The organism is Streptosporangium sp. NPDC051023 (assembly GCF_040689595.1).
In the GTDB taxonomy this organism is placed as follows: Bacteria; Actinomycetota; Actinomycetes; order Streptosporangiales; family Streptosporangiaceae; genus Streptosporangium.
The window spans coordinates 57,556-84,193 of sequence record NZ_JBFBCE010000014.1 but is presented as its reverse complement, the minus strand read 5'-3'; the positions used below and the strand labels follow the sequence as shown (position 1 = coordinate 84,193).

Annotated in this window: 29 protein-coding genes; 17 read left to right on the top strand and 12 right to left on the bottom strand. The window is 69.9% G+C overall.

From position 1 onward, the window contains the following. Positions 1 to 80: 80 nt before the first annotated feature. Together AB0395_RS12040 and AB0395_RS12035 are read left to right on the top strand one after the other, a co-directional pair. On the top strand, positions 81 to 1,427 hold the full coding sequence (locus tag AB0395_RS12040) for a S41 family peptidase (protein ID WP_366279685.1): 1,347 nt from the start codon (positions 81 to 83) through the stop codon (positions 1,425 to 1,427). Between the two features lie 177 nt (positions 1,428 to 1,604). After that, the gene (locus tag AB0395_RS12035) at positions 1,605 to 2,303 is read left to right on the top strand and encodes a hemerythrin domain-containing protein (protein ID WP_366279682.1); all 699 of its coding nucleotides are present in this window, start codon (positions 1,605 to 1,607) and stop codon (positions 2,301 to 2,303) included. Positions 2,304 to 2,399: 96 nt separating this feature from the next. On the opposite strand, the gene AB0395_RS12030 is transcribed toward AB0395_RS12035, so the two are convergent. Then, on the bottom strand, positions 2,400 to 2,537 hold the full coding sequence (locus AB0395_RS12030; RefSeq protein ID WP_366279680.1) for a hypothetical protein: 138 nt from the start codon (positions 2,535 to 2,537) through the stop codon (positions 2,400 to 2,402). A 3-nt stretch (positions 2,538 to 2,540) separates the two neighbouring features. Between AB0395_RS12030 and AB0395_RS12025 the strand changes: the two genes are divergently transcribed. Together AB0395_RS12025 and AB0395_RS12020 are read left to right on the top strand one after the other, a co-directional pair. Then, positions 2,541 to 2,798 carry a hypothetical protein gene (locus AB0395_RS12025; protein ID WP_366279676.1) on the top strand — a complete coding sequence of 86 codons (258 nt, stop codon included), beginning with the start codon at positions 2,541 to 2,543 and terminating at the stop codon, positions 2,796 to 2,798. 212 nt (positions 2,799 to 3,010) lie between these two features. Further along, complete coding sequence (locus AB0395_RS12020) at positions 3,011 to 3,877, top strand: hypothetical protein (protein ID WP_366279673.1); 867 nt, start codon at positions 3,011 to 3,013, stop codon at positions 3,875 to 3,877. Between the two features lie 78 nt (positions 3,878 to 3,955). On the opposite strand, the gene AB0395_RS12015 is transcribed toward AB0395_RS12020, so the two are convergent. The 3 genes from AB0395_RS12015 to AB0395_RS12005 form a co-directional block, all read right to left on the bottom strand. After that, entirely contained in the window at positions 3,956 to 4,753 is a 798-nt protein-coding gene (locus tag AB0395_RS12015; protein WP_366279670.1) for a neutral zinc metallopeptidase, read from the bottom strand. A 192-nt stretch (positions 4,754 to 4,945) separates the two neighbouring features. Continuing rightward, positions 4,946 to 5,779, bottom strand: coding sequence for an SGNH/GDSL hydrolase family protein (locus AB0395_RS12010; RefSeq protein WP_366279668.1), 834 nt, complete (start codon positions 5,777 to 5,779; stop codon positions 4,946 to 4,948). Positions 5,780 to 6,147: 368 nt separating this feature from the next. Next, on the bottom strand, positions 6,148 to 7,113 hold the full coding sequence (locus AB0395_RS12005) for a helix-turn-helix domain-containing protein (protein WP_366279665.1): 966 nt from the start codon (positions 7,111 to 7,113) through the stop codon (positions 6,148 to 6,150). Between the two features lie 100 nt (positions 7,114 to 7,213). Between AB0395_RS12005 and AB0395_RS12000 the strand changes: the two genes are divergently transcribed. Then, positions 7,214 to 8,575, top strand: a complete 1,362-nt coding sequence (locus AB0395_RS12000) for an MFS transporter (protein WP_366279663.1) — start codon at positions 7,214 to 7,216, stop codon at positions 8,573 to 8,575. Between the two features lie 69 nt (positions 8,576 to 8,644). Next, the gene (locus AB0395_RS11995) at positions 8,645 to 9,442 is read left to right on the top strand and encodes an SAM-dependent methyltransferase (RefSeq protein WP_366279660.1); all 798 of its coding nucleotides are present in this window, start codon (positions 8,645 to 8,647) and stop codon (positions 9,440 to 9,442) included. Here the strand turns inward: AB0395_RS11995 and AB0395_RS11990 are convergent. Together AB0395_RS11990 and AB0395_RS11985 are read right to left on the bottom strand one after the other, a co-directional pair. After that, positions 9,434 to 10,342, bottom strand: coding sequence for a helix-turn-helix transcriptional regulator (locus tag AB0395_RS11990; RefSeq protein ID WP_366279657.1), 909 nt, complete (start codon positions 10,340 to 10,342; stop codon positions 9,434 to 9,436). The genes AB0395_RS11995 and AB0395_RS11990 overlap by 9 nt on opposite strands. Positions 10,343 to 10,467: 125 nt before the next feature. Continuing rightward, entirely contained in the window at positions 10,468 to 11,382 is a 915-nt protein-coding gene (locus AB0395_RS11985) for a hypothetical protein (RefSeq protein ID WP_366279654.1), read from the bottom strand. A 132-nt stretch (positions 11,383 to 11,514) separates the two neighbouring features. On the opposite strand from AB0395_RS11985, the gene AB0395_RS11980 reads away from it, so the two are divergent. Beyond that, positions 11,515 to 11,751, top strand: coding sequence for a hypothetical protein (locus tag AB0395_RS11980; RefSeq protein ID WP_366279651.1), 237 nt, complete (start codon positions 11,515 to 11,517; stop codon positions 11,749 to 11,751). 89 nt (positions 11,752 to 11,840) lie between these two features. Then, positions 11,841 to 12,134, top strand: coding sequence for a hypothetical protein (locus AB0395_RS11975; RefSeq protein ID WP_366279648.1), 294 nt, complete (start codon positions 11,841 to 11,843; stop codon positions 12,132 to 12,134). Between the two features lie 63 nt (positions 12,135 to 12,197). On the opposite strand, the gene AB0395_RS11970 is transcribed toward AB0395_RS11975, so the two are convergent. Then, on the bottom strand, positions 12,198 to 12,827 hold the full coding sequence (locus tag AB0395_RS11970) for a uridine kinase (RefSeq protein ID WP_366279646.1): 630 nt from the start codon (positions 12,825 to 12,827) through the stop codon (positions 12,198 to 12,200). Positions 12,828 to 13,161: 334 nt separating this feature from the next. Between AB0395_RS11970 and AB0395_RS11965 the strand changes: the two genes are divergently transcribed. The 3 genes from AB0395_RS11965 (at position 13,162) to AB0395_RS11955 (ending at position 15,042) form a co-directional block, all read left to right on the top strand. After that, a complete protein-coding gene (locus AB0395_RS11965; RefSeq protein ID WP_366279644.1) occupies positions 13,162 to 13,464 on the top strand; it encodes an isoamylase early set domain-containing protein in 303 nt (100 codons plus the stop codon). Between the two features lie 246 nt (positions 13,465 to 13,710). Continuing rightward, positions 13,711 to 14,547 carry a hypothetical protein gene (locus AB0395_RS11960; protein WP_366279641.1) on the top strand — a complete coding sequence of 279 codons (837 nt, stop codon included), beginning with the start codon at positions 13,711 to 13,713 and terminating at the stop codon, positions 14,545 to 14,547. A 126-nt stretch (positions 14,548 to 14,673) separates the two neighbouring features. Beyond that, on the top strand, positions 14,674 to 15,042 hold the full coding sequence (locus AB0395_RS11955) for an STAS domain-containing protein (protein WP_366279639.1): 369 nt from the start codon (positions 14,674 to 14,676) through the stop codon (positions 15,040 to 15,042). 101 nt (positions 15,043 to 15,143) lie between these two features. Here the strand turns inward: AB0395_RS11955 and AB0395_RS11950 are convergent, their stop codons facing one another. Beyond that, positions 15,144 to 15,716, bottom strand: coding sequence for an HAD-IA family hydrolase (locus AB0395_RS11950; RefSeq protein WP_366279636.1), 573 nt, complete (start codon positions 15,714 to 15,716; stop codon positions 15,144 to 15,146). Between the two features lie 225 nt (positions 15,717 to 15,941). Here AB0395_RS11950 and AB0395_RS11945 point away from each other — a divergent pair, with 225 nt between their 5' ends. Then, on the top strand, positions 15,942 to 16,211 hold the full coding sequence (locus AB0395_RS11945; protein ID WP_366279634.1) for a hypothetical protein: 270 nt from the start codon (positions 15,942 to 15,944) through the stop codon (positions 16,209 to 16,211). Between the two features lie 46 nt (positions 16,212 to 16,257). Here the strand turns inward: AB0395_RS11945 and AB0395_RS11940 are convergent, their stop codons facing one another. Continuing rightward, positions 16,258 to 16,476, bottom strand: a complete 219-nt coding sequence (locus AB0395_RS11940) for an EF-hand domain-containing protein (protein ID WP_366279631.1) — start codon at positions 16,474 to 16,476, stop codon at positions 16,258 to 16,260. 130 nt (positions 16,477 to 16,606) lie between these two features. On the opposite strand from AB0395_RS11940, the gene AB0395_RS11935 reads away from it, so the two are divergent. Further along, entirely contained in the window at positions 16,607 to 17,113 is a 507-nt protein-coding gene (locus tag AB0395_RS11935) for a GNAT family N-acetyltransferase (RefSeq protein ID WP_366279628.1), read from the top strand. A 5-nt stretch (positions 17,114 to 17,118) separates the two neighbouring features. Here the strand turns inward: AB0395_RS11935 and AB0395_RS11930 are convergent, their stop codons facing one another. After that, positions 17,119 to 18,204 carry a family 20 glycosylhydrolase gene (locus tag AB0395_RS11930; RefSeq protein ID WP_366279625.1) on the bottom strand — a complete coding sequence of 362 codons (1,086 nt, stop codon included), beginning with the start codon at positions 18,202 to 18,204 and terminating at the stop codon, positions 17,119 to 17,121. 194 nt (positions 18,205 to 18,398) lie between these two features. On the opposite strand from AB0395_RS11930, the gene AB0395_RS11925 reads away from it, so the two are divergent. Together AB0395_RS11925 and AB0395_RS11920 are read left to right on the top strand one after the other, a co-directional pair. Beyond that, positions 18,399 to 20,123, top strand: coding sequence for a sialidase family protein (locus AB0395_RS11925; RefSeq protein ID WP_366279622.1), 1,725 nt, complete (start codon positions 18,399 to 18,401; stop codon positions 20,121 to 20,123). 87 nt (positions 20,124 to 20,210) lie between these two features. Next, complete coding sequence (locus tag AB0395_RS11920; RefSeq protein WP_366279620.1) at positions 20,211 to 22,577, top strand: Tex family protein; 2,367 nt, start codon at positions 20,211 to 20,213, stop codon at positions 22,575 to 22,577. A 221-nt stretch (positions 22,578 to 22,798) separates the two neighbouring features. Here AB0395_RS11920 and AB0395_RS11915 read toward each other — a convergent pair whose 3' ends face one another. Continuing rightward, positions 22,799 to 24,241 (bottom strand): WGR domain-containing protein, encoded by a 1,443-nt coding sequence (locus tag AB0395_RS11915; RefSeq protein ID WP_366279617.1) that lies wholly within the window; start codon positions 24,239 to 24,241, stop codon positions 22,799 to 22,801. Positions 24,242 to 24,370: 129 nt separating this feature from the next. Beyond that, positions 24,371 to 25,021 carry a DUF998 domain-containing protein gene (locus tag AB0395_RS11910; RefSeq protein ID WP_366279616.1) on the bottom strand — a complete coding sequence of 217 codons (651 nt, stop codon included), beginning with the start codon at positions 25,019 to 25,021 and terminating at the stop codon, positions 24,371 to 24,373. 277 nt (positions 25,022 to 25,298) lie between these two features. Between AB0395_RS11910 and AB0395_RS11905 the strand changes: the two genes are divergently transcribed. Then, a complete protein-coding gene (locus AB0395_RS11905) occupies positions 25,299 to 25,661 on the top strand; it encodes a MerR family transcriptional regulator (RefSeq protein WP_366279613.1) in 363 nt (120 codons plus the stop codon). Continuing rightward, positions 25,658 to 26,635: an aldo/keto reductase gene (locus tag AB0395_RS11900; RefSeq protein WP_366279610.1), complete on the top strand. Its 978-nt coding sequence runs from the start codon at positions 25,658 to 25,660 to the stop codon at positions 26,633 to 26,635. The genes AB0395_RS11905 and AB0395_RS11900 overlap by 4 nt, the downstream gene beginning before the upstream one ends. Positions 26,636 to 26,638: the final 3 nt, after the last annotated feature.

Genomic DNA, 26,638 nt, shown 5'->3' with positions numbered 1-26,638 from the left:
TTCTACCCGAACCGGGGTTACAGCGGCGTTAGCTGTTCCGTTCACACCCGCGCAACCCGCTTCCGGCCACGCTGACGGCCATGATCAGAACTCTCCGCGCCGCCGTCCTGGTGACGGCCTGCTCGTTGTCCACGCTCGTGTCCGTCCTGACGCCCGCCTCCCAGGCGGCCACGACCCAGGACGGGGGGTGCGCCGCCGTCACGGGACCGCCGCCGACGTCCGCGCCGCCGACGTCGGTGAACACGCTCAGGCAGGCGTACTTCTGTGTGCTGGACAACTACTACAGCGGCCCGGTCATGGATCCGAAGGCACTGCTGAAGAGCGCCTTCGCCGCCTACACCCAGGACCTGATGCGGCGCGGCGCCGACCGCGCCGACCTCCGGTTGCCCGCCCTCACCGGCAATCGCGACACCGACTGGGCCGCCTTCGCGAAGGCCCTCGGCAGCGGCGACCCCGTCGCACTGCGCGCCGCGATCACCGGCATGGTCGCCGGACTGCACGACAACCACGCCCGCTGGATCAGGCCGACCCCGCCGCCGGAGGGCGGACCGACCACGACGGGCATCATGGGCGTTTCCGCCCAGCAGGGACCGCAATTCGATCCGGCGGCCCTGCCGCCGCTGTTCATCACCCGCGTCCTGCCCGGCAGCCCCGCCGCCAAGGCGGACATCAGGCCCGGCGACATCGTGGTGAAGGTCAACGGCGTGCCCCCGTTCGTCGGGGACACCGTGAACCAGAGCCTCTTCGACGCCTTCGACTCCAGCCAGATACGGCTCACGCTCAAGCGCCCCACGACGGGACGGACCCGCACCCTCGAACTCAGGGAGGGCCCTGTCACGCCGCAGCCTCCGGCGGCGACGTCGAGGACGCTTCCCGGCGACGTCACCTACGTCCAGCTGCCCGGATTCTTCGAAGGCGCCGCCGACCAGGTCATCGCCAAGCTGCGGGACAAGCCGAAAGCGGTGATCCTCGACCTGCGCGGCAACGGCGGCGGGTCGCCCCGCGAGGTGACGCGACTGCTCGGCGCGTTCGCGCACGGCAAGGTCACCAGCTACTTCTGCCCGCTCGAGGGCGAGTGCGTGGCCAACAGGACCGACGACAGCGTCCCGCTCCTCGGTCTGCGCCTGGTCGTCCTCACCGACCGCGGGTGCGCCTCGGCCTGTGAGGACTTCAGCTCGGCCGTCAAGGACAACGACCTGGGCACCCTCGTCGGCACCCGCACCGCGGGAGCCATCTCCGGCCCGGCCAGGGGGTACCTCCTCGACGACGGCAGCGCCCTGCTCCTGCCCAAGGTGCGCCACCTCGGCCCGGCCCGCGAGATCATCGACACGATCGGCGTGCCGGTCGACCACTACGTCCCGATGACCGCCCTGGATCTGGCCACCGGGCGCGACCCGGGCGTGGCCAAGGCGCTCACGCTGCTATGACCCCGGAGCGGCCGGGGCGCTCGCCTGCTCGGCGGGTGCCCCGGCCGCGGCCATGACGGCGGGACGGCGAGGACAGCGGGCTGGCGGGACGGCGGCGAGCAGGAGCTTTGAGCGGGCGTTGAGTCAGGAGGAACGCCTGCCAAGTCGCCGGCAAGAGGGCAGGCCCATCGTTGCGGCATGACAACCTCGAAGAACGCCTCCCAGAACATCGCGACGAGCGGCTCCCCGGATGCCCCGGGGAGCCCCGCCCGGCGCCGCGCCGATGACCTCTCCCCCGACCTGGTCGCCTTCCTCGTCTTCCACTCGGGCCTGCGCCGTGACTTCGGGCGCCTGGCCGACGCCCTCGACCGCTGCGCTCCCGGCGACGCCCGGCGACGCGCGCTGATCGACGAGCACACCGCGCTGCTGCTGCGTGCCCTGCACCACCACCACTCCGGCGAGGACGAGGACATCTGGCCGATGCTGCGGACGCTGGTCCCCGGGGCGGGTCCGACGCTGGACCGGCTCGAGGCCGACCATCAGGAGATGGACACCGTCATCGAACGACTGGCGGCCACCGGCACCGCCGCGCCGGAACGGGCCCGTGACCTGCGCAGCCTGCACACGCTCCTCGGCCCGCACCTGGATCTTGAGGAGGCCGAGGTCGTCCCGCTGATCCGCGAGCACGTCAGCGCCGCCTGGTGGGACGAGATCGGCAAGAAGGTCAACAAGAACCACGGCCGGGACCTGCCGATGATCGCCGCCTGGATCGTCGACGTCGCCTCCCCCGAGGAGCGCGAGCACATCTTCGCGACCGCGCCCGCGATCATGCGGGTGCTCTACCGGCTCTCCTGGCGTCGCGCCTACGAGCGCAGGATGGCGCGGATCCTCGGGTGACCGCGTTCCCGCCGGAGCGATCGGGCGGCGCGGGGCGCCCGCCCGGACGTCCCGCCGGGAAACGGAGCAGGCCAGGCGCTCCCAAGCCGGGCGCTCTCAGCCCGCCTCGGTCAGGTCGACGGTGGTCACCAGTTCGTTGACCACGTCGAACAGGTTCCGCACCACCGCTTTGTCGTGCCGCGGGTTCCACGCGACGACCGTGGCGGCCCGGTCTCCGGCAAGGGGCACGAGCACCGCATGCACCGCTCGGAGACGATCGAGGCCTACCAGGTGTCGACCGCCCAGACCAGGGCGGCGGTGGAGGGGATGGACGGCACCCAGCCCGGCGACCCGGCCAAGGCCGCCCGAGCGATCGTCGAGGTGCTCGGCAGCGACAAGCCCCCGCTGCGGCTGGCCCTGGGCAACGACGCGGTTGACGTCATCCGGGCCCATCAGGATCAGGTGCGCGGTGACCTGGAGCAGTGGGAGCATCTCAGCAGGGCGACGGACCTCTAGGCCTCGAAGCCACGGGGCACGACCGGAGCGCACGGACGCGGGGTGATCGCGGCGGTGTGGGCCCCGGCGGGCCGCCGAACCCCCTCTGCCGCCACCGGGTCGGCCCGGCGAACGGACACGTCGCCGCCGCCTTCACGCCCCGGTTTCGAGACGTGCCCGTGATCAAGGTCAGGCAGGATTTCCCTCCTGTGTCAGGCTGGAAGGAAATCACTGTGAAGCGAGTAATCGCGCGCGTCGCCATGGCCACGGTCACCGCCTCCGTGGCCGTGACCGCGTCCGTGTTCGTGGCCGCGACGCCCGTCCAGGCCGCTCCCGCGGATCCGGTCAAGGCGCTGACGGGCCAGTTCACCACGGGCAAGGGAGTGAGGTTCACCGACGTCGCCACCCTGCTGGACTTCGCGGGGAACACGTCCATCCTCAAGCGCACCGGTTCCTTCCAGTTCGGCAAGGCCGGGATCGTCGCCTCCGACATCACCGCCAAGCGCACCAGCGACGACGCCGAGGCGCTCGCCGTCCTCTCGTGGATCCTGCCCAAGCCGGAGCGGACGATCAGGATCGGCACCACCAGCTACTACTCCGGCGGCGCCTGGGCGCCGCCGAAGGGCAAGACCTGGATCAAGCACCCGCGCGGCATGAACGCCGGCCTCAGCGGCTCGTACGGCCAGATAGTGAACGTGGCCGAGCCGTCGACCCTGAAGGTCCTGGTCACCAGGGGCAAGCGGACGGGGCGCACCTACTCGGGCACGGTCAGCCTCGGCACGCTGGAGAAGGTCTCCCCCTGGCTGCGAAGCGCCGACCTGAGCGTCCTGACCGGCACGGGCGGGCTGAGCAAGAGCGAGAAGGCCACGGTGGTGCGCTTCACGCTCACCCTGGGCCCCGACCAGCTCCCCCGCAAACTGGTCACCGTCTACCCGCCGGGCACCCACGTCAGCGCGGCGGTGGGAGAGGACAGGCGGCTCAGCATCGAGACCGACTACACCGGGTGGGGAAGCCGGGTGACCGTCAAGGCGCCTCCGGCGAACAAGGTGGCGAACATGGGGAAGCGCGAGCCGACCCTCCGCGGTGGCGGCCGGGGGTAGCCCCGGGAAACGGCGGCCTCGGCCCCGAGCACGGCTGTCCACCACCCGTCCTCGGAGCCGGGATCCTCTCCGGACGGGTCAGGCCACCCGGGACGCCGGGGCCTTGAAGGTGTTGCAGGCACCGGGGGCCTGGGCGTCGAAACCGCGCTTCAGCCAATACATCCGGTTCTTCGCCGTACCGTTGCCCGGATCGTCGCCGTCGTAGGAGTGCCGGCTGACGAAGTAGTCGGCGCCGGACTCCTTGGTGTGGCCCAGGGAGTCCCAGACGCTTCCGATGAAGGCCCCGGCGAAGCAGATGTTCTGCAGCGCGACCTTGCTGCTCAGGGCGAGGGCTCCGGCCTTGGACAGCTTCCTGGCGGCCCTGGCCTCCTGGGCGAAGACGCCGATCAGCCGCTGGACGTGGTAGCCGTATCCGATGGACAGGCTTTCGAGCATCTGCGGTGAGTCGAGCTCCCCGGATATGCCGTACTCGTTGACCATCAGGTAGACGGTCGTGTTCCGCCGGCAGTACAGACCGAAGGTGTCGTCCAGGCGGTAGGTGCCGCAGGGGGTCTTGATCCGGTCCCCGTAGGCGACCGCGATCCTCGGCGCGGTGAACGGGATCCCGGCCTCCTTCAGCTGCGCCTTCCACGCCTTGCCGAGGCAGGCCGACATGGCGTCGGCGTAGAGCCGGATGGAGTCGATGTCGCCGCCCCGGAGGGCCGGCTCCTCGCAGGTCTGAGGCTTGAACCTGCCGGTCTTGTAGATCGGGTTCGCGGTCAGGGCGGCGGGGCCGGTCGGGGCGGATCCGGTCGAGTCCGCGCTCGCCGTCCCGGCCCCGATGAGGGTCGTGCCGATGAGCGCGCCAGCCGTCAGCACGGCGAAAAGGGTACGCATGCCAGCGAACCCTACTACTTCATGATCTCCATGAGAGATCATTACAAAGCCAGCCAATATCCCAGCTCAACACCGCCATCCCCAACGACGTCCCCTCCCCTCGCCCCGCAAGGCCGGGCGGCCGACCGCGATCGGCCGCCCGGGCAAGCCGGACGCGCGGGTGAGCGGAGACGGAGGCGGTCCCGCCTCAGCTCATCGGTCGTCGTTGGTCGGGTAGGTCAGATCGGCGAGCAGCTTCTGTCCCGTAGCGTTGGGGTGGAAATAGTCCCAGTGACTTACGTCGGACAGTTCGAACCGATGGGTGAAAACCGCGCCGCCGTCGTTGCGGCAGGTGGCGTACTCGGCACAGACCTTCTCCGCCACCAGGTTGAAGTCGACCACCCGGGCGAGCACCCGGTCACGCCTTTCCACATCCGCCCGGTCGGTCGAGCGGGGGTTGTCCAGCAGTGACTGGCAGATCCTCAGGGTGGCCCAGGCGGCGCGGGCGGCTTTGTGGTCCTTGCCGACCTCCCAGAGCCGTTTGATGTCGGGAATGCTCGCGATGAAGATCGTCACGTTGGGCAGACCGGTGGTGAGGGTTTGCAGCGCCGTACGGAAGGCCGCCTCATAGGCGGCCACCGACGTCATGGCGGCCTCCGAGGGAGTGCAGGCGTCGTTGGCCCCGACCATGATCGTGACGTAGTCCACCCGCTGGGAGACTGCTTTCTCGGCCTGCCCGGGGATGTCGGCGACCTTGGCTCCCGTCTTCGCGTCGTTGTAGGCGGTGAGGGAGGGGTTGGCCGCCTGAAGGCGTAGGTAGTGGCTGTTGACCGGCCCCGATCCGGTGGACCAGGAGCGGGACGGACAGTCGAGATAGAAGCCGCACGCGTTGAAACCCCGGGTGATGGAGTCTCCCAACGAAGCCATCGCCTTTATCGGCCCCGGCACGGGCGAGGTGTGGGCCTCGGCCGTTCCCGGGACGAGCACGGGTGTCAGTGCCGTGAGAAGGAGAACAAGGGCAGCGAGAAAACGACGGGGGGTGGTCATCCGGCCTCCTGAGGGACTCCGCCCCGAGCGACCGGGGTGCTCAGAATGTCAGCCCGTTTCACCGAATTGACAAGGGAGCATTACATCTTCCTCGCGAATGAGTAAGACCAACCTCCCGGTAAGTCCCGAGATTTCGCCCGATGGATCAGCCATGGATGTTCGCCGGGCCTGGCGCCCTTCACCGGCGCCGACCCGCTCCACCCCACCACTCGCCGTACCGGCGCCCGGGATGAACACACCGGGGCGGCGCAGGTCACGCCCCACCGGGACGCCACAAGCGGGCGGCTCACCAGGAGAACGCAGGCAGGCGATCCACCGCGTCAGGTGGGGATCGGGCGGGGCGGGAGTCGGAAAACGGTGAGGAGAGGTCAGGAAGATGGCGGGGAGAGGGTCAGGAAGGCTGAGCGGTACTGGCCGGGGGTTGTGCCGGTCACTCGGCGGAAATGCTCCCGCAGGGCGAGCGTGGAGGGGAATCCGGAGCGGGCGGCGACGACGTCCACGGTGGCGTCGGTGGTCTCCAGCAACCTGCGGGCGTGGTCGAGCCGCCGCTGCTGGAGCCACTGGAGCGGTGAGATGCCGGTCTCGGCCCGGAAACGGCGGGTGAACGTGCGTTCAGCCAGGTGAGCGTGGGCGGCCATGTCCGCCAGGCTGACGGGACGGTGGAGTTGCTCGGTCAGCCACACGCGGGTCACCTCCAGGCTGCCGCCGACGTTCTCGGGCACCGGCCGCTCGATGTACTGGGCCTGACCGCCGCTGCGGTGAGGCGGCACGATCGTGTATCTGGCGCTGTGGTTGGCGACCTCGACGCCGTGGTCGGCGCGGACCATGTGCAGACACAGGTCGATCCCGGCCGCGACGCCCGCCGAGGTCAGGATCTCGCCGTCGTCGACGTAGAGGACCTCCGGATCGACGCGCACCTCGGGATAGGAGGCGGCGAGCCGTGCGGCGTTCGCCCAGTGGGTGGTGGCGCGCCTGCCGTCCAGCAGTCCGGCCTGCGCCAGCACGAACGCCCCGGTACAGATCGCCGCGATGCGGGCGCCTCGCGCGTGGGCGGCGTGCAGTTCGGCGAGGATCTCGGGGGCGACGGGCTCCTCCGGGAGGGCCTTGCCGGGCACGATCACGGTGTCGGCCGCGCGCAGGGCACGGATGCCGTGCGCGACGCCGATCGGCACCCCTGCTGAGGACTCGACGAGACCGGGTTCGAGACCGCACAGGCTGACGTCGTATCGCGGCCCTCCGGCGTGGTCGCGCAGGCCACCGTCGAAGATCTGGCCGGGGATGGCCAGGTCGAAGAGGACGAAACGCGGGAGCGCGAGCACGACGATCCGATGCATGGCTGGAATCATACCTTTTCCTGCTTTTCAGCCACTCTCTCTCCCGGCCCGGCGGACCCGAGACTTACCTTCCGTACGGCAGGGCAGAGCGAGGAGCGTCGTGAGCAGCACCATCGAGCAGAACGTGTCCCGGGTCGGACGTCGACGGTTGAACCTCCTGATACTGACCGCCGCACAGGCGCTGGCGATGTGCGGCGCGGCGATCGACCTGACCGTCACCGGGCTGGCCGGGATGCGGCTCGCCCCGGACCCCGCGCTGGCCACGGCCCCGTTCGCGCTGATCACCGTGGCGACGGCGCTCGGCACCTATCCGGCGTCGGCGCTGATGGCGCGGATCGGCAGGCGGGCCGGTTTCCTCCTGGGCTCGGCCGCCGGACTGCTGTCGGGACTGGCCTCGGTCGCCGCCGTGACGATCCACTCCTTCTGGCTGTTGTGCCTGAGCACCGCCGCCATCGGCCTCTACCAGGCGTTCGGCGGCTACTACCGGTACGCCGCCGCGGACGACGCGCCGCCGTACGGACGGACCAGGGCACTGTCCACGGTGATGGCGGCGGGCGTCGTCGCGGCCGTCGTCGGACCGTTCGTCGCGACCTCCGGGCAGGACCTGCTGTCCGCGCCCTTCGCCGGGTCCTATCTGATCGTGGCGGCGCTCGCCGCCGGATCCGCCGTCACACTCCTGTTCCTGCGCCTCACACCTGAGGGCGCCGGCTCCCGCCCGGATCCGGCCGGGGACGCGGCTACGGGTGCGGGCGCCGGTACGGAGCCGGACCTGGGGGCAGGTGTGGGGCGAGCGCGGGGTACGGCGGCGCGGCCCGCGCGTGTGGTGCTCACCCGGCCGATCTTCGTCGCGGGCGTGGGCTGCGCGGCCGTCGGGCAGTTCGCGATGATGCTGCTGATGACGGCCTCCCCACTGGCTGCCGTGGCACATCACCACACCGTCGCCGACGGCGCCATGGTGGTCCAGTGGCACCTGGTCGGCATGTTCGTCACCTCACCGCTGTCGGGACGGATCGTGGAGAGGTACGGAGCCACGGCCGGGGCCGTCGCCGGCGCGCTCCTGCTCGCCACCGGTGCCGCCCTCGCCGTGACGGGCGACAGCCGCCCGCACTTCGTGGCCGCCCTGGCCCTGGTCGGCGTCGGCTGGAACTTCCTGTCCGTGACCGGCGGAAGCCTGGTCGTGCACGCCTACCTGCCGCCGGAGCGGGCGCGCACCCAGGCAGCGGCCGAACTGCTCGGCGCGGCCGGCGCGACCGCGGGATCGGTGTCCGCGGGCGCGCTGCTGGCGCTGCTCGGCTGGAACGGCCTCAACGGGGCGACGCTTCTGTTTCTCGCCGTCGCCGCCTGCCTGCTCGCCCGCCCTCTCCTGCTGGCCAGGCCGGTCACCGAGCCCCCGGTGAGCCGCCCGGGTGACGGCGCGCAGGGGCTTCCGCAGGAAGAAAGCATGCGGTCATCACATAAATAACCATAGGCAATCCCACATTGCCCGATAAGCGTCCTAGATCACTCCCTAAAGGATGACTACACTCGGGTCGTGAGTCATGACCAGTCACCCCCGGACGGCATAGACACCGGCACCCCGCACGTGGCGCGCATCTACGACTACGTTCTGGGCGGTAAGAACAACTACGCCGTCGACCGCGAGTACGCGGACAAGATCGTCGCCCAGGTGCCCGACTATCCCGGACTGGCCAGGGCGAACCGGCTCTTCCTCAGCCGGTCGGTCGAGTTCATGGCTCAGGCGGGCATCCGGCAGTTCATCGACCTGGGCGCGGGCATCCCGACCCCGCCGAACGTGCACGAGATCGCCCGCGAGACCCATCCCGAGGCACGGGTGGTCTACGTCGACAACGATCCCATCGTCTCCGTGCACAACGACGTGCTGCTGGCCACCGACAGCCGCCTGATCTCCATCCGCGCGGACCTCCGGGAGCCGCAGGACGTTCTCGCCCATCCGGATCTCCTGCGGCTCATCGACTTCGACGAGCCGGTCGGGGTGCTGTTCATCGCGGTGCTGCAGCTGTTCCCCGGCCGGGAGGAGCCCGCGAGGATCATCGCCCCGTTCCGCGAGCGCATGGTCGAGGGAAGCCACCTCGCCATCGCCCAGCCGAGCGCCGAGGGGAGCCAGGAGGCCGTCGAGCGTGCCCGCGCGGCGCTGTCGGGCGGGCCGGTCCCGGTCGACCTCCGCAAGCATGAGGAGATCCTGCCGTTCTTCGACGGGTTCGAGCTGGTCGAGCCCGGCCTGGTCGACATAACGAGGTGGCGGCCCCGTATGGAGGCGCCGTCGACGGGCATGATCGTGCTCGGTGGCGTCGGCAGGAAGTCAGTCTGACATCTGCGCGCGCAGGTCGCGGAGGAACCGATTGCTGGCGGAGACCGAGTAGGCCTGCACGCACAGGCTGTCCATGACCTGCGTGTAGTGGTCGGTCTCCTCGCGCTTCTCCACGTAGAGCGCGCTGGTCAGCTGCTCCATGTAGACCACGTCCGGCAGGTCCCGGTCGGGGAAGCGCAGGATGGAGAACGGGCCTCCGGCCGCCGCGTGGCCGCCCCGGTGGAAGGGCATGATCTGCAGCCTGACGTTGGGCAGCTCGGTGACCTGGAGCAGGTGGTCGATCTGGGCGGCCAGGACCTTCGGCCCGCCGATGGGGCGCCGCAGCACGGCCTCGTCGACGACGGCCCACAGTGTGGGCGCGTTCGGCCGGTTCAGCCGCTCCTGCCTGGCCAGCCTGAGGGCGACGCGGCGATCGATCTCCTTGGCGGAGGCGGTGCCGTGGACGAGCATGATGACCGCACGGGCGTAGTCGGCGCTCTGCAGGAGTCCCGGGACGAACTGGACCTCGTAGTTACGGACGACGGAGGCCGCCTCCTCGAGCCCGACGTACACCTGGAACCAGTTCGGGAGCAGGTCGTCGTACTTGTGCCACCAGCCGGGGGCGTTGGCCTGCCGGGCCAGTGTGAGCAGCGGCGCCCTGTCCTCCTGACTGGTCACGCCGTACAGGGTCAGCAGGTCCGCGACGTCGCGCTCCTTGAAACCGACCCGCCCGAGCTCAATGCGGCTGATCTTGGCGTGAGAGGCGCGGATGGCGTACCCCGCGTCCTCTCTGGAGATACCCTTGGTGGTGCGCAGCCTTCGCAGCTGGGTGCCCAGGAGAATCCGCAGGATGGTCGGCCCGCCGCCCGGATAGGCGAGGACAGCGCCCGTCGCACCGTCTTCGGCATGCTGAATGCCCATGATCGCTCCCTGTCACCCTTGGACGGTGCAACGGTTCCATATTCCAGACGCGGATCGTACAACTTTGGCAGCATTATCCTCGCTTTGGATATACGGATGACACTGGATCTTGCTCCAATGGAGATTTAATCCATGATTCGGCGCCGTCCGACCTCCTTCCCGGTCACCCTCCGCGGCCATCCCCTGACCACACCGGGCCTTCCCGTGCCCAGCCTCGCCAGCGTGAGCGCCCCCGCGACACCGAACGCCGCGACGCTCGCCAGCAGCACGGTTCCCGAGGTCACGGTGAGGTCGGTCGGCGCGAGCCCCTGCGCGGCCTGGAGCACGCTCACCACGACGAGCCCGCCGTACCCCGCGGTGGCCAGGGTGACGAGGCGGATCCTGACGCGCTCGCTCCAGGCGGTCAGCATGAGCAGCGCGGCGAGCACGGGCAGCACCTGCAGGGCGTGCAACGTGACCGCGTGCGGAACCTTCAGCTGCCCGGCCACACCGAAGATCGACAGATCGGTCCGCTCAGGAGGCAGCCCGATGGCTCTGCCGTTGGCGATCAACGCCCCGCCCGCGACCTGGCTGAGCAGCAGGACGACCAGACCCGCGCGTATCGCGAGACGCATGCTCGGCGGCGCGTCCAGCCCACGGAAGGCCAGCCGCGCGATGATCACGATTGGCGGGATCAGGCCCGCGAACGCGGTCCCGGCGAGGATGGCGGACACGGCCGCGTCGAATGGGGTCGCGAAGTTCAGATGGGAGGGCACGCCGCGCCAGCGCTGGAGGTCGATCAGCGCGACCTCGGTGAAGCAGGCGACGCCGAGCGCGCCGACGAGCCATCCGGCCCGCCTGGGAACCGGGGTGAGCCTGCCGACGACCCAGACCAGGCTGGCCAGCGTCACACCGAACGAGAATCCGAACAGGATCGGCTTGCGCCACGAGACAGGACCCGCCCAGCCGCCGCCATCGACGGCGTAGACGACGAGATGGAAGACGCTGCTCGCGAGCAGCAGTGTCGCGACGCCGTACCCGAATCTCTGGTGAACACGCATGGCTCAAGCTTCGGACCAGGACTTCCCGCGGTAATCCCGCGCAGGAAGGTCCTCACCGTACGCCGGGCGGAGTACGGCGGGAGTGCGGAGAGGTTGTGGAGTCGTGTCCCCTGATGCGGGTATGGACAGCGGATGAGCATCCATGAAGAACTCCGCCAAGTCGAAGAGGATCTGGCCAGGCTCCGTTCCGAAGCCTCCGACCTGCGCGAGCAGGTCGGTGAGATCGGTCCGACGGACGCCGCGGAGAGATCAGCGATGATCGCCATGGCCGATCAGCAGGAGGCCCTCGCCGACGAGTTGGAGGAGCGGCGGGAGAACCTGCGCAAACGGATCGCCGGCACCGGCCGCGTCAACGCCCAGGACTCTTGAGACGGCTCATCAAACCCTCTGATATCAGACATTCGATTACATATGGCCCAGAAGGGTACCGATAACAGCGAACTACATCAGGGGGAAAAATGATCAACATGCTTCACAAGATGGGCGTGAAATCCGGCGTGATGTACGCGGCCGGCTTCGCGTCGATCGGCCTGTCCTTCGCATCCTGGCTGACGTCTCAGTCGATCGAGCAGGCAGGGCTCGACCGGGCCGACCGGTGGGGGATCTTCGTCGGCCAGTGGGCGCCGACCTTCTTCGCGCTTGGAGTCGCGCTGCGCATCGAGGAGACCCGCGAGACCATGCGGGAAGGACGCGAAGAGCTGATCGAAACGAGCTACACCGAGGGCAGAATGCCCTCTCGCGCCGGAGTCTGACAGGCACACCGGTGATCGCGGGCGGGTCGCGTCCGGGGAGACACGGCCCGCCCGCGCCGCGCCTCACAGCCGCTCGACCACCGCGGGATGACGAGGGTCGTCGACCCGGACGACGACGTCGGCGATGTCGACCGGCCCGGCCTCCTGCTCGTATCTCGCGTAGGCGGGCAGCGTCCACCGCCGCTCCTCCTCCGTCCGTCTGGCGAGCGCGCCCGGCGAGAGCCACAGGTGCACGGTCAGGTCGAACGGGAGCCCCCTGCCCAGCAGCAGCGCCCCGTCCAACAGCAGCACCCCGCCCGGCGGCACGGTGAGGTACGGCGCGCGCGTCGCCCTGTCGATCCTGGTGTCCCACAACGTGGGCAGGATCTTCCCCGACCGGCCGGGCTCGAGCGGGCCGAGAACCTCACGGGTCAGCCCGCCGACGTCAAGCCAGTCGTCGTAGAAGGCGTCGGGGTCGGTCTTGCCGTACTCGAAGCGCAGCGACGCCGGACGCAGGAAGTCGTCAGAGGACACTCGGACGACCTCACGCCCGCGAAGGCGCAACGGGTCGATCAGCCCGTCCGCCAGCCACCCGGGGCGCGCCGCGGGGGCGCCGTCGAGAGCCACGCGCACCCAGGAGGAGCGGGGCGCCGCGTCTATCCGATCGGCGAGTTCCTCGAAGAGCAGTGATGGTGAGATAGGCCTTATGTCCACAGGACATCTTTACCGATGTCCCCGCACTCAGGGCTTCCACGACGTCAGTGAAGATCCAGGTAAGCATGGTCAGGTTCAACGTGAACCGGTCAAGCATCACGATCCAGTCAAGGTCGGACGTGATCCGGATCAAAAATCGATGACCCGTGTTGCCCAACGGTGACTGGCGGTAACCATCCATGTGGATCGTTACCGCCAGTCGTGACCCGGATGTCGGCTTCCTGATCGTGGCCCGCCGCCAAGGGCCCGCGCTCGCGGAGCCCGTGACCTCCGGCCCACCCGGGCGGGATCACGGCCGGTTACCTACGGAGACAGGGATGTCAGGAGAAACTCGATGATCAAACGTGGTAAGCCCACCAAGAACGGGAAGGTCAAGCTCACCTTCACCGTGCCGTTCGAGCGGCCTGTCGGCGGAGTCTCGCTGGTCGGCGACTTCAACGGCTGGGACCCCTACGCCCACCCGATGGAGCGCAAGGAGAACGGCACCTACCAGGTGACCCTCACCATCCCGTCGCAGCAGGCGATCCGCTTCCGCTATCTCGCGGACGGCGGACTGTGGTTCGACGACGCGGACGCCGACCACCACGACGAGCAGGGCGGCCGCCTCAACCCTGCGGAGCACCTCACGACAGCCTAGGCGCGGCAGGCCCGCGGCGAAGTGGGGCCCCAGGCAGGCCGTACGGCAGAGCACGGAAGACAGAGTTCCGCCGTCTCCACGACCACCATCCGGCGAGACGGCCTCCCCCCTCCTCCCCCTCCGTGAAACTCCCCTTCCCCTCCGTGAGGCTTCTCCCTCCGTGAAGCGCCCTTCTTCCTCGTTTCGAGCCCGCACAGCGGGTATGGCGACTGACATACCGAGCCGATGAGGAAGAGGGAATCCGATGTGGGTGATCGTCGTCGACCGCACACCGAAGCCCGCCGCCGCGCCGGTTCTCGCGCCGCCCGGTTCGTGCCCGCGATGCCGCAGACCGGGTTCGTGACCGCGATGACACCGGCGTCCTTCACCTCGCCGGGGACGGCGGATGCCGCGAGGTCCGTCGCCCGCCGGGTCGCCGCGACGCGCGGCGGCCGTGCGGTGTACACCGGCGGCGAGTACTTCCTGGCCACGCTTCACGTGCTGGACCATCCGATGCTCGGCGTACCCGCCCTCGACGGGCCCGACGACCACCCCGCACTGGTCCGGCTGTCCAAGGCGGCCCTGCCCGGGGCGCTGCCCGACGTGCTGGGGCTGGCCGTCCGCCTACCGGGCGCGGGAGGGGCGGGAGGCGATCTCGACCTGCTGCTGACCTCGACCGTCTGGCCGGGGCTGTTGCCCTTTCCCCGCCGCGGCTTCGCACCGGCGACCTACTCGACGGTGCTGCCCTACGACCACGCGGGAGAGCCACTGCGCTTCCTCGCGGTCACCGGTGACCGGGCCAGGAGGGTGCCCGCCGACCTCCGCCTCCTCGCGAGGGCCGTGACGGACAGGCCGCTGGACTTCGTCCTCGGCGTCGACGGCGCGGACAGACGCCCCCTGGCACGGCTGAGCGTCCACACCCCGCTCGACCGCGACGCCGACGAGCCCGACGGATTCGACCCGGTCCTGAACAGCCATCCCGCGTTGCGGCCCTCCGGGTGGCTGCAGGCGGTCCGGGTCGCCGCCTACGCGGGTTCCCGGCAGGGACGGAGGGCGAAGGGCGAGGTCAGCCCCGATGTGAAATCCCGCTGGCGATCCCGTTGATCACGCGCCGTTCGCTCCGGCCGTTGAACTGTCATGAACCATGGGCGTACGGTGGTTGATGTGGTTTCCGCCTTCGCACGGCTCCCATAAGGGCGCTGTCTCAGCAGACGTAGACAGCGGGGCATCATGACATGGCTTTCCGTCACGGTGAACGACCATCCGCGGTTCTCCGTGGTGTCACTCAACGGTGATCTCGACAAAATATCGGCCCCACGGCTCGAGGAAGCGCTTGCGGAACTGCTGGCACGAAGGCGGGCCCGCATCATCATCGACACGACCGATCTGGGCTTCTGCGACTCCACCGGCATCTGGATCCTGCTGGCGACGCTGCGTCGCGCCTACGAGCAGAACGGCTGGCTGCGCCTGGCGGGCGTCCACGGGGTGCTCGGCCGCCTGTTGGAGGTGACCAGGCTCGCCGACGCGTTCCCCATCGACCGGGACGTGCACGAATCCCTGCTGAGAGCCTTCGGGGGAAGCGTCTCGACCTCCCGCTGAGCCGGTCCCGACCGCCTCCCCCTGACTCTCCGAGCCTCCGCTCAGTGCTCGACTCAGTGCTCGACTCAGTGCTCGACTCAGTGCTCGACTCAGTGCTCGACTCAGTGCTCGGCGTGCCCCGGCGGGCGATACAGGACCGCGTTGATGCCGAGCCCGGCCGCCGCGTCGACGTTCACGGCCCGGTCGTCCAGGAAGGTGACGTCGGCGGGGTCGGCGCCGAGCCTTTCCAGGACGCTTTCGAAGATGGCCGGGTCCGGTTTCGCGAGGGACAGGCGGCAACTGTAGAAGCGGTGGTCGAACGCGCTCGCCCACGGGGCCGCGTCGATGGCCGCCGCGATCGGCTCGGGGGCGTTGGACAGCAGGGCGAGCCTGTGGCTGCCCGCGAGGTCGCCGAGCATGTCCATGCTGGCGGGATTGAGATGGGACCAGCTGGCGATGTCGGCGTCTTCGAGCCGGGTCACGATGGGGTCGCCCGGTTCGAGGTCCCGGTCGAGGACGCCGCTCCAGTAGAGGTGGGATGCCAGCCCACGGTCGAAGGCGTCCCTGTGGCTCCAGTAGCGGTCGTGGAAGGCGTCGCCGTCGCAGCCCGCCATGGCCGCCATGGCCGCCATGGCCCCGGCCGGTTGCGGCAGGCATATGACCTCACCGTAGTCGAACAGCATCCAGGTCGTCACAGACTCTCCCCAGGTCGGCCGATCGGAGATCGGTTACGGACGCACCCAGCCATGATGCCTCCCCCGCGCAGGACAGCGGCGAACGGCCAGGGACCCTCGGATGAAGGCTCATGAATCAAGGCTCGCTGATGAAAGGTTCATGACATCTCCGCGGGAGCCTGACCGGCGTCTCACGGCTCCTACTGTGATCCGGACAAGGTATGACGATCTCAGGGAGGGGCGAGGATGCCTCGCGTCCGTATCACGATGGACAACGCCGCCCTGCGTGACGTGGCCGCAGGTGCCGCCGCGCGGGAACCGGGATTCGACGTCCGGGCGACCCAGGTGGTGCGGCGCGTCGGTGCGTCGCACAGCGGGCGGCCCGTCGACGAGGTCTACGAGACGCTGCGCGCGAGCCTCCTGCAGATTCCGGGGGTGCAGAAGTTCGACGAGACGCAGATCCGCAGGTGCGCGACGCTGATCAGCGAGCGGCAGGACCCGCTGCCACGGAGATAGACGGGCGGCAGCGTCGAGAACCGGTCCGTGGACGTCCTGAGCGGGATCAGTCCTGGGAGACGATCCTGACGAACTCCTCGAAGGACAGCCGCCCGTCACCGTCGGCGTCCGCCTGCAGGCTCAGCGACCCGACGGCCTCGGCGGGCAGATCGGGGAAGTGCTCGCCGAACTCCCGCTCGGTGATGAAGCCGTCGCCGTCGCCGTCGATGGCGGCGAACTTCTGCCTGAGCTCCGTCAACCGCTCACCGGTTGGCTCTGCCGACATGATGGTCCGCCTTTCTCAACGGCACGCGTGTTCCTCGGCCGCGTGCGATCAGCAGACAACCTACGGGAGCCGAGCCGCTTGGCGAAACGCCCCCACCTGTTCACACCGGGGGGAAGCCTAGACTTCCAGAATGATTCGCCCCGCAACGCCGGAGGACGTCCCGGCGATCATTGACATGATCCGCGGCCTCGCCGAGTACGAGAAGGCACTGGACAAGGTCGAGACCACCGCGGAGCAACTCCACGACGCGCTCTTCGGGCCCGCTCCCGCGGTGTTCTGCCACATCGCGGCGGACACCGAGGCGGAAGAGGACGGGATCGCGGGGTTCGCGATCTGGTTCGTCACCTACTCGACCTGGCTCGGCAGGCACGGGATCTATCTGGAGGACCTCTTCGTCCATCCCGGCCACCGGGGCCGGGGGTACGGCAGGCGGCTTCTCGCCGAGCTCGCCCGCATCGGCGTCGCGCGCGGCTACGGCAGGGTCGAGTGGGCGGTGCTCGACTGGAACACCCCGGCCGCGGAGTTCTACAGGTCGCTCGGCGCGGGACCGCAGAACGAGTGGGTCCCGTACCGCCTCACGGGAGAGGCGCTGGAGAGGCTCGCCGCCTCCGCCGAGGCGTCGGCCGGGGTGGAGTAGCGGGTTCACCCGGGTGTGGCGGTCGCGTCCTGGCCGGGGGCGGGATCGTCCCACGACACCTGCGGGGAGCGGTGAAAGTCGATGCCCATGATCGTCCATCGTGAGGCCTGGGCGCCGAGACGGCGCTCGAAGGGTCCCCAGGCGTGCGCCGCCCACGGCGACCAGCCAAGCTCCGCGATGGCGGGCAGCCGGGGGAACGCCATGTACTCGATCTCCTCCTCGGTCGAGACCGCCTCCGTCCACAGCGGTGCCTCGACCCCGAGCACGGCCGAGGCGGGCACGCCGCTCAGGTAGGTGCCCGGGTCCCAGTCGTAGGCCTTGCGCACCTCGATGTAGCCCGCCCACCTCTGCCCCGGCCCGGTCTCCGAGGTGTACTTCATGTCCAGATAGGTCTTGTCCGCGGGTGACATGACCACCCGGGCGCCCCGTGACACGGCGTCGGTCACCAGCGGGTCCGAGTCGGTCCTTCCCCAATACTGCAGGACGCGCCCCGCCTCGTGCCGCACCCCGGGCTCGCCGATCTGGTGCCATCCCATGACCGTCTTGCCCGTCGCGGCCACCGTCGGCTGAACCCGGTTCATGAACGCGGCGTACTGGTCGGACGGGGTCGATCTCGCCTCGTCACCTCCTATGTGCAGGTAGGGGCCCGGCGTCAGCGCGGCGACCTCGCCGAGGACGTCCTTGACGAAGGCGTAGGTGCTCTCCTTGGTCGTGCACAGCGAGCTGAAGGGGAACCTCGGGTAGTCCACGATCCGGCCGCCGCGCACCGTCCACGGCCCGGGAAGGGCGGTGGCGCTCTCGATCCGCGGCGGGAGGAGCTGGCGGAGCGTCTGCACGCCGTTGAAGAGCCCGGTGGCCGTCCGCGCGCGAATCACCACCGCGTTCCCGGTCACGTCGAGCTGGTAGCCCTGGGAGCCGACGACGGGGTCGGCCCCGGTGAGCAACAGCGAGACGCCACCGTCGCCCCCGCTCCCGGCTCCCGCGTCCGCGACCGGCAGCGCGTACCCGGTCGAGGGGCGCAGGATCCCGGCCAGGCGGGCGAGCCTGGAGCGCCACAGGCGGGCCAGGACCGGCGGAACGGCGGGCTCCATGCGTCCTCCGCGTCCTCGGGCGAGCAGCCGGCCGACCGGCTGGGCGAACAATTAGTTAGTAACCCTTACTGACGAATGAACCGGCGTCAAGCGGGACACGGCACCCCCCGAACCCCCGCCAGGCATCCTGAAGGCCTCCGGGACGTAACCTCACGGCAACCTCACGGCCACCCCCTGCCTGTTCGCTGTGATCCATGTCCTGGCCGGAAACCGACGTCGTCGGATCGGATGTCTCACCCCCCGTCACCGTGTACGGCATCGCCGAGCGGAGCCCCGACGGCGAGCTGGCGCACGAGGGCAACCGGGTCCCCGACATCGCCGCCCTCGACGCCAGGCGCCTGGTGGTCGCCTGGCGGGCCGGGTTGCGGGACGACCGGGACCCGACGGCGACGGACCAGGGCTCCATCATGTACGCCAGGTCGGGGGACGGCGGGGCGACCTGGACGGTCGGCACGCTGGCCGCGGCGACCGCCGTCCACCGCTACCACTACGTGATGTTCCTCAAGGACGGGAGCACGCTCTACGCGCTGCTCGGGCGCATCACGATCGACAAGGACCGCGACGTGGAGGGCGACGTCGACGGCTTCCCCGTCACCATGGTGGCCAGGAGAAGCACGGACGGCGGCCGCACCTGGACCGACTTCCCCATCACCGTCGACGTCCCCGACAACGCCAGGGGCGTGGTCATCGCGGGCAAGCCGCTCAGGCACGGCGGGCTGTGGCTCGTGCCGTACTGGCGGCGCGCGGGAAGCACCACCAGGGCGGGCGTGCTGCGCTCCGCCGACCTGGTCACCTGGACCTCGGGCGGGCTCGCGGAGAATCCGCCCGGCGTCTCGGCTGAGGAGCCGCAGATCGCGCCCTCCCACGACGTCCCCGGAACGATCGTGATGGTGACCCGGGCCCTCAACCTGACCGGCGGGACCTCGCCCGCGGCACGCGACGCCTACTACCGCGCGAACGCCGCCCACTGCGTCACGGCGACCAGCTCGGACGGGGGGCTGACGTGGTCGCCGATGACGCTGGACGCGAACCTGCCCAACTACTACGTCAAGACGCTCTTCTGCGGGGACTCCGGCGGCCGGTACCTCGCGATCTACAACACGTTCGCCGGGCCGCTCACCGGGACCTCGGTGAGCAGGCCCGACCAGTACCGCGAGATCCTGTACTACAAGGTCAAGCGCCCCGGCGAGCCGTGGGAGCCGGGAAGGCTCTTCGCCGACGGCCCCAGACTGACCAAGGGCGCGGCCAGGGGGTGGGACGTCTATCCCAGCGCCGACGAGTACGAACCGGGACGGTTCTACGTCGTCTGGGAGCACAACCAGACCAACATCAAGGTGGCCAGGCTGGACATCTCCCGTCCCCTCGGAGGCGGCGACCTGCTCACCGGTGACTGGGCGCTGAGCGGCGGCGCGCGGATCAGCGCGGGCCGGATCCGTCTCAGGAGCGCCGACGCCAAGCCGTCCCAGGCCTCCCTCGCCCTCGACGTCTCCAGGGGGTGCGACTTCACCCTGGAGTTCAGGGGGCGGGTCGACGACGACAGCGCGCTCGACCCTCGCACCGGCAACGGCGTCTGCCTCGGCGTGAAGGTGGCGAACGGCGCCAGGCGGCTGATGCTGACGGTCCAGCGGAGCGGGGTCTGGACGATGCGGAAGGGCTCCTCCGTCTGGGAGAAGGTCCACTCGCTGAACACCGCGGGGCAGCTCGCGACGTGGAGGGTGAGCGTGGACAGTGCCGGAGTGGCCCGCCTGTTCCGCGACGGCGCCGACACGGGGGCGACCTGGGTCGTCCAGGACAGCAGGGAGAGACCCCAGGTCACCCACTGGGTGACCGGGACCCCCGGCGGCAACGCCGCGGAGGCGACCGTCGAGTGGACGCGCCTGACCCCCACCCGCCAGGATCCCGCCCGCTCCCTCCTCTGATCCCGCCCGCCGATCTGTCCCCGGGAGCCGTCCCGCCCGCGTCGCACGCGGTAGCTTGGTGGCTGCCATCACAAGGGAAGAGAGATCGTGACGACGTCTATTCATCAGCGGATCGCCGGCGAGCTCGGTGTGCGCGAGCGGCAGGTGCAGGCGGCGGTCGAGCTGCTCGACGGCGGGGCCACCGTGCCGTTCATCGCCCGCTACCGCAAGGAAGCCACCGAGATGCTCGACGACGCGCAGCTGCGCACGCTCGAGGAGCGGCTGCGCTACCTGCGCGAGCTGGAGGAGCGGCGCGCGGCGATCCTGGAGTCGATCCGCTCCCAGGGCAAGCTCGACGACGCCCTGGCGGCGCAGATCGCGGAGGCCGACTCGAAGGCCCGCCTCGAGGACATCTACCTGCCCTACAAGCCGAAGCGGCGGACCAAGGCGCAGATCGCCAGGGAGGCCGGGCTCGAACCGCTCGCGGACGGCCTGCTCGCCGACCCGTCCGTCGACCCGCAGGCCGCCGCGGCCGCGTTCGTCGGCGAGGGGGTCGCGGACACCGCCGCCGCGCTCGAGGGGGCGCGGGCGATCCTGGTCGAGCGGTTCGGCGAGGACGCCGACCTGGTCGGCGAGCTGCGTGAGCGGATGTGGGGCAAGGGACGCCTGGTCGCCGCGGTCCGTGAGGGCAAACAGGAAGAGGGGGCCAAGTTCTCCGACTACTTCGACTTCGCGGAGCCGTTCGCCAAGCTGCCCTCCCACCGGATCCTGGCGATGTTCAGGGGGGAGAAGGAGGAGGTCCTCACCCTCACCCTCGAACCGGAGCCCGAGCCGACCGGCACCTACGAGGGGCGCGTCGCGCACCGCTTCGGCATCTCCGACCAGGGAAGGCCGGCCGACAAGTGGCTGGCCGACACCGTCCGCTGGGCCTGGCGCACCCGCATCCTCGTCCACCTCGGCATCGACCTGCGGATGCGCATGTGGCAGGCGGCCGAGGACGAGGCGGTGCGCGTGTTCGCCGCCAACCTGCGTGACCTGCTGCTCGCCGCCCCCGCGGGAAGCCGTGCGACCATGGGTCTCGACCCCGGGCTGCGCACCGGCGTGAAGGTCGCGGTGGTCGACGCGACCGGCAAGGTGCTGGCCACCGACACGATCTACCCCCACGAGCCGCGCAGGCGCTGGGACGAGTCGCTCGCCACACTCGCCACGCTCGCCAAGAAGCACAACGTGGAGCTGGTCTCCATCGGCAACGGCACCGCGTCGCGGGAGACCGACAAGCTCGCGGGCGAGCTGGTGAAACTGGTCCCCGGACTGACCAAGATCGTGGTTTCCGAGGCGGGAGCGTCGGTCTACTCCGCCTCCGCCTTCGCCTCCCAGGAGCTTCCGGAGATGGACGTGTCGCTGCGCGGCGCCGTCTCGATCGCGCGCCGGCTGCAGGACCCGCTGGCCGAGCTGGTCAAGATCGACCCCAAGTCGATCGGTGTCGGCCAGTACCAGCACGACCTCGCGGAGACCAAGCTCTCCCGCTCGCTCGACGCGGTGGTCGAGGACTGTGTGAACGCGGTCGGCGTGGACGTCAACACCGCCTCCGCCCCGCTGCTGACCCGGGTCTCCGGCATCGGTTCGACCCTGGCGGACAACATCGTCCAGCACCGCGACACCAACGGCCCGTTCCGCTCCCGCAAGGCGCTCAAGGACGTCGCCAGGCTCGGCCCGAAGGCCTTCGAGCAGTGCGCGGGCTTCCTGCGCATCCCGGGCGGCGACGACCCGCTCGACGCCTCAAGCGTGCACCCGGAGGCCTACCCCGTGGTGCGGCGGATCCTCTCCGCGTCCGGCGGCGACATCGCCACGCTGATCGGCAACGGCACGGTGCTGCGGTCCCTGAAGCCACAGGACTTCGTGGACGAGACCTTCGGTCTGCCGACCGTCACCGACATCCTGACCGAGCTGGAGAAGCCCGGCCGTGACCCGCGTCCCGCCTTCAAGACCGCGACGTTCAAGGAGGGCGTGGAGAAGCTGTCGGACCTCAAGCCCGGCATGCTGCTCGAGGGCGTCGTCACCAATGTCGCGGCCTTCGGCGCGTTCGTCGACGTCGGCGTGCACCAGGACGGCCTGGTGCACGTCTCGGCGCTGTCGCACACCTTCGTCAAGGACCCACGCGAGGTGGTCAAGCCCGGTGACATCGTCCGGGTGAAGGTGCTCGACGTCGACATCCCGCGCAAGCGCATCTCGCTCACCCTCCGTCTCGAGGACGAACCCGCGAAGGGCTCAGGCCAGCGCGACCAGGCGGGCGGCGGGCGCCGGGACGGCGGCAGGCGGGAGGGCCAACAGGGCCGGGGTGGTCAGCAGGGGCGGGGAGGCCAGCAGCGGCAGGACCGCGGCGGCCAGCGCAACGCGCCGAGCGGCGCGATGGCCGACGCCCTGCGCCGCGCCGGCCTCGACGGCTCCGGCTCCGGCTCCGGCTCCGGCCGCTAGAAAGTCCGGTTCGCAAGGGAAGTACGGCTGCCGCCCCCACACGGGACGGCAGCCGTTTCCTGTGACCGGCCGGGAGCCCACACCGACCGGTCATGACAAATCCACGACGAGCGGCTCACGTACGACAGGAGTCTTCCTGGCGACCCGGTGGCGACCCGGTCAGGCCGGGAACCTGGCTCCGACGGGGGCGCTCCCCCGCATCCCGCCGTCAGAACAGACCGTCAGAGCAGACGCCTGATGTCGCCGTAGGCGCGGTAGAAGCCGCCCCGCGCGGAGCTGCGGACCCCCTCGACGATGTAGCGGGCCCCGGCCTCGCGCACGCCCTTGGGGAACTGCACGTTCCAGAGCGAATCGTAACCCTCGCTGACCACCCTGACCCGCAGCCGCTCCCCCTCGCTGAAGCACTCGACGACCACCCCGCCGTCGGCGTCGGCGATGGTGTCCAGCACCACGGTCTCCAGCGCCACGGCCGGCTCGACCACGGCCAGGCTCGCCGCCGCCTTGACGTCGACCACCTCGGGGACGGTGCCCGCCTGGGCCGCCCTGATCGCCTCCTCGGTCGCGTCGATGCAGGCCAGGGTGCCGTCCGTGGTCACGATGTAGAGGCGGTCGTCGAGATACTGCATGGAGAAGGCCGAGCCGCAGCCCGTGGCCAGCTTCCACAGGCGCTCGCCGCTCTGGTCGAAACAGTAGACCGAGGAGTGGTTGTCTCCGGCGAAGACGTAACGGCCTCCGGGGGCGGTCGCGCAGGAGAAGACGGTCGCGTCGCAGCGGTAGACCGCTTCCGTCGCTCCGTCGGACTTACGCAGCCTGTGCACGGCGCCGCGCGCCGTACCGGCATAGACCGAGTCCGCCTCCTGCCAGCCGAACAGCACCGCGCCCGCGACGCCCGTCTCCCAGACCGGCTTTCCGTCCTCGGCGTCGTAGCGGGCGACGCCGGTCGAGTGGCCGTGGTAGACGGCCTCGTCGTCGCAGCGGACCATCCAGGCCGAGTCACCCCGCCCCTTGCGCGCCCACTGGAACTCGTCCTCGTGGTCGATGGTGGTGATCCGGCCCGCCCTGTCGGAGACGCCGAGCACTCCGTCGTGGATGTCCAGCCAGTAGATGTCGACGTCCTCGGCGATCTCGTAGGCGACCCTGGGCACCTTCCCGCTGAGGTCGTAGACCTTGCCGTCGTCGGCCCCCGCGTAGATCCAGAAGTCGTCGGCGACGATGCACTTCACGCCATCCGGCAGCCGGAAGCGGCCGACGACGTCACCCTGGTGGGTCACGGTGTAGACATCGCCGTTCTGGTTGCCGACCCAGCAGCGCTCGGTGTCGACGAAGATGCCGAACGCCGCCGCGCCGCTGGCGAAACGCCACAGCACCGGCGCCTGGGTCGCGGTTGAACGGACGCTCTCCACGCTGCGCCGGGTGACCGTGCGGCGCTGGCGCACCCCGCGCACGGCCGGGGCGTAACCCTTCTTGACCTTCTCCCCGATCTTCTTCGCCGCCGCCGCGGCGGCCTTCTCCTCGGTGGCGAAGGCCGAGATCTTGGACTGACCCGGCTCACCGATCCGGCCGTAGCTGATCGTCACCTGCAGCCCGTCGTGCACGACCTCGTAGAACTTGTGGGAGCTTCCGCCGTCCTCCGACAGCTCCAGGTACGTGCTCCGCGCCGCCATGCCACACCTCTCCATTGATCGATTTTCCGGGAGCGTACGGCAGGCGGACGACAAAACACACATCCTTCTCAGAACCACCGGCTCTCGCCGCCGGACCCGCCAGAGCGGGCCAGGCCCGGCGGGCCCGGGTCAGCGGACCACCGAGCCCGCGACGGAAACACGGGCGGCCGCGGAGATCGGGGCACGGGCGTACCCGCCGCGGGCCCGCGCCACCAGGCCGAGCATCGTGAGCACCGCCACCTCGAAGACCACGACCAGCCGCTGGGTCACCCCCGCGGGGATGTCGTCGTTGGTCAGGTCGATCCCGAACATCCGCACGACGTAGGGGATGACCACCAGGACCAGCACGCCCAGCGAGGCCAGGCTCAGCAACCGCACCGAGCGGGCGTACCGGCTCTCGACGTGCCGCCTGGCCATGATCAGGCCCGCGATCGGCATGGTCAGGAAGGCCACGAACGCCGCGTACCGGTGGATGCCACCGGACATCGACAGCGGAACACCGGGCTGGTCGGTGGGGAAGGCTCCGATCAGGAGCATGCACAGGCCCCAGACGCCGACCAGCGCCGCGGCCCCGCGGTCCTCGCCCCGCCGGGCCAGGACCACGCCGAACACGGTCGCGGCGGTGGCGAAGAGTCCGAGGGAGACGGGCAGCAGCCAGCCGTCGGGGTGGAACGCGTACTCACTGATCACGGTGTGCACCGGGTCGAGCCCGGTGACCAGGTGCAACCCCGTCATCGCCACGGTTCCGGCGGCGATCGCCGCGTAACCACCGAGGATCATTCTCGATCCGGTAAAAGCCTGACTTGCCATGGGTCAACCATGGCGAGAGGCCTCAATACGGAACACCCGAAATGATCCCTAATCGCCCCTGACCAAACCCCGAGGAGCCCAGGGTCACGGTGGTGCCCGCTTCAGGGGGATCTCCATCGGCACAGGCCCATGAGCTGGGAGAAAACCCGCGATGGTAGGGCAGGCCTCCTCAGGGTCGTTCCCCCAGGGGTACCGCCCGCACGTCCCCGCTTGACTTAGAGCGCACTCTAAGGAGCAAGGTGGTCTCATGGGGATCACCATCCAGGAGGCCTCGCGCAAATCGGGGCTGAGCGCGCACACCCTGCGTTACTACGAGCGCATCGGGCTCATACACATGGTGAGACGGGACCCGGCCGGACACCGTCAGTACACCTCACCCGATCTGGACTGGCTCGACTTCCTCACCAGACTGCGTGCGACCGGCATGCCGATCGCCGAGATGTGCCGCTATGCCGAACTGCGCAGACAGGGGCCCGCGACCTCGGCGGAACGGCGGCGGATGCTGGAGGCCCACCGGGATCGGGTCAGGACGCAGATCGCGCAGCTCACCGAGGACCTGGAGGTCCTCGATTACAAGATCGACTTCTATAAAGCACGGGAGAGTCAATGAACAGGCGTCGTCTTGGTCAGGAAGGCCCCGAGGTCTCGGCCATCGGACTCGGCTGTATGGGGATGTCGGAGTTCTACGGCCAGATCGACGAGGCCGAGTCGATCGCGGTCATCCACCGCGCCCTCGACCTGGGGGTCGACTTCATCGACACCGCCGACATGTACGGCAGGGGCCACAACGAGGAGCTGGTCGGCCGGGCGATCAAGGACCGCAGGGACGAGGTGGTGCTGGCCACCAAGTTCGGCGTCGTCAGGGGCGAGGGCGCCGAGCGCGGCGTCGACGGCAGCCCCGCCTACGTCAAGCAGGCGGCCGACGCCTCGCTCGGACGGCTGGGCGTCGACCACATCGACCTGTACTACCTGCACCGCCGCGACCCGGAGGTGCCGATCGAGGAGACCGTCGGCGCGATGGCCGAGTTGGTCGAGGCAGGCAAGGTCGGCCGGATCGGCCTGTCGGAGGTGAACGCGGACACGCTGAGGAAGGCGCACGCCACGCACCCGATCTCCGCGTTGCAGAGCGAGTACTCCCTGTTCACCCGGGGGATCGAGGCGGAGATCCTGCCGACGGCCAGGGAACTCGGCATCGCGCTGGTCGCCTACTCGCCGATCAGCCGGGGACTGCTCGGCGGTGTGCTCGGCCCGGCCGACCAGCTGCCCGACGACGACTTCCGCAGGTACCTGCCCCGGTTCGCCGGGGAGAACGGGACGCGCAACGAGGAACTCGTCGCCGGGATCCGCAAGATCGCCGAGGAGGCGGGCTGCACTCCGGCCCAGCTCTCCCTGGCCTGGCTGCTGAGCAGGGGGGAGGACATCATCCCGATCCCCGGCACCAAGCGGCTGCGCTACCTGGAGGAGAACACGGCCGCGGCCGGCATCACGCTGACCCCTGACGCGCTCGCCGCCCTGGAAGCGGCCCTGCCGCCGGACGGCGCGATCGGCGACCGTTACCCGGACATGTCCCTGATCGAGCTCTGACCC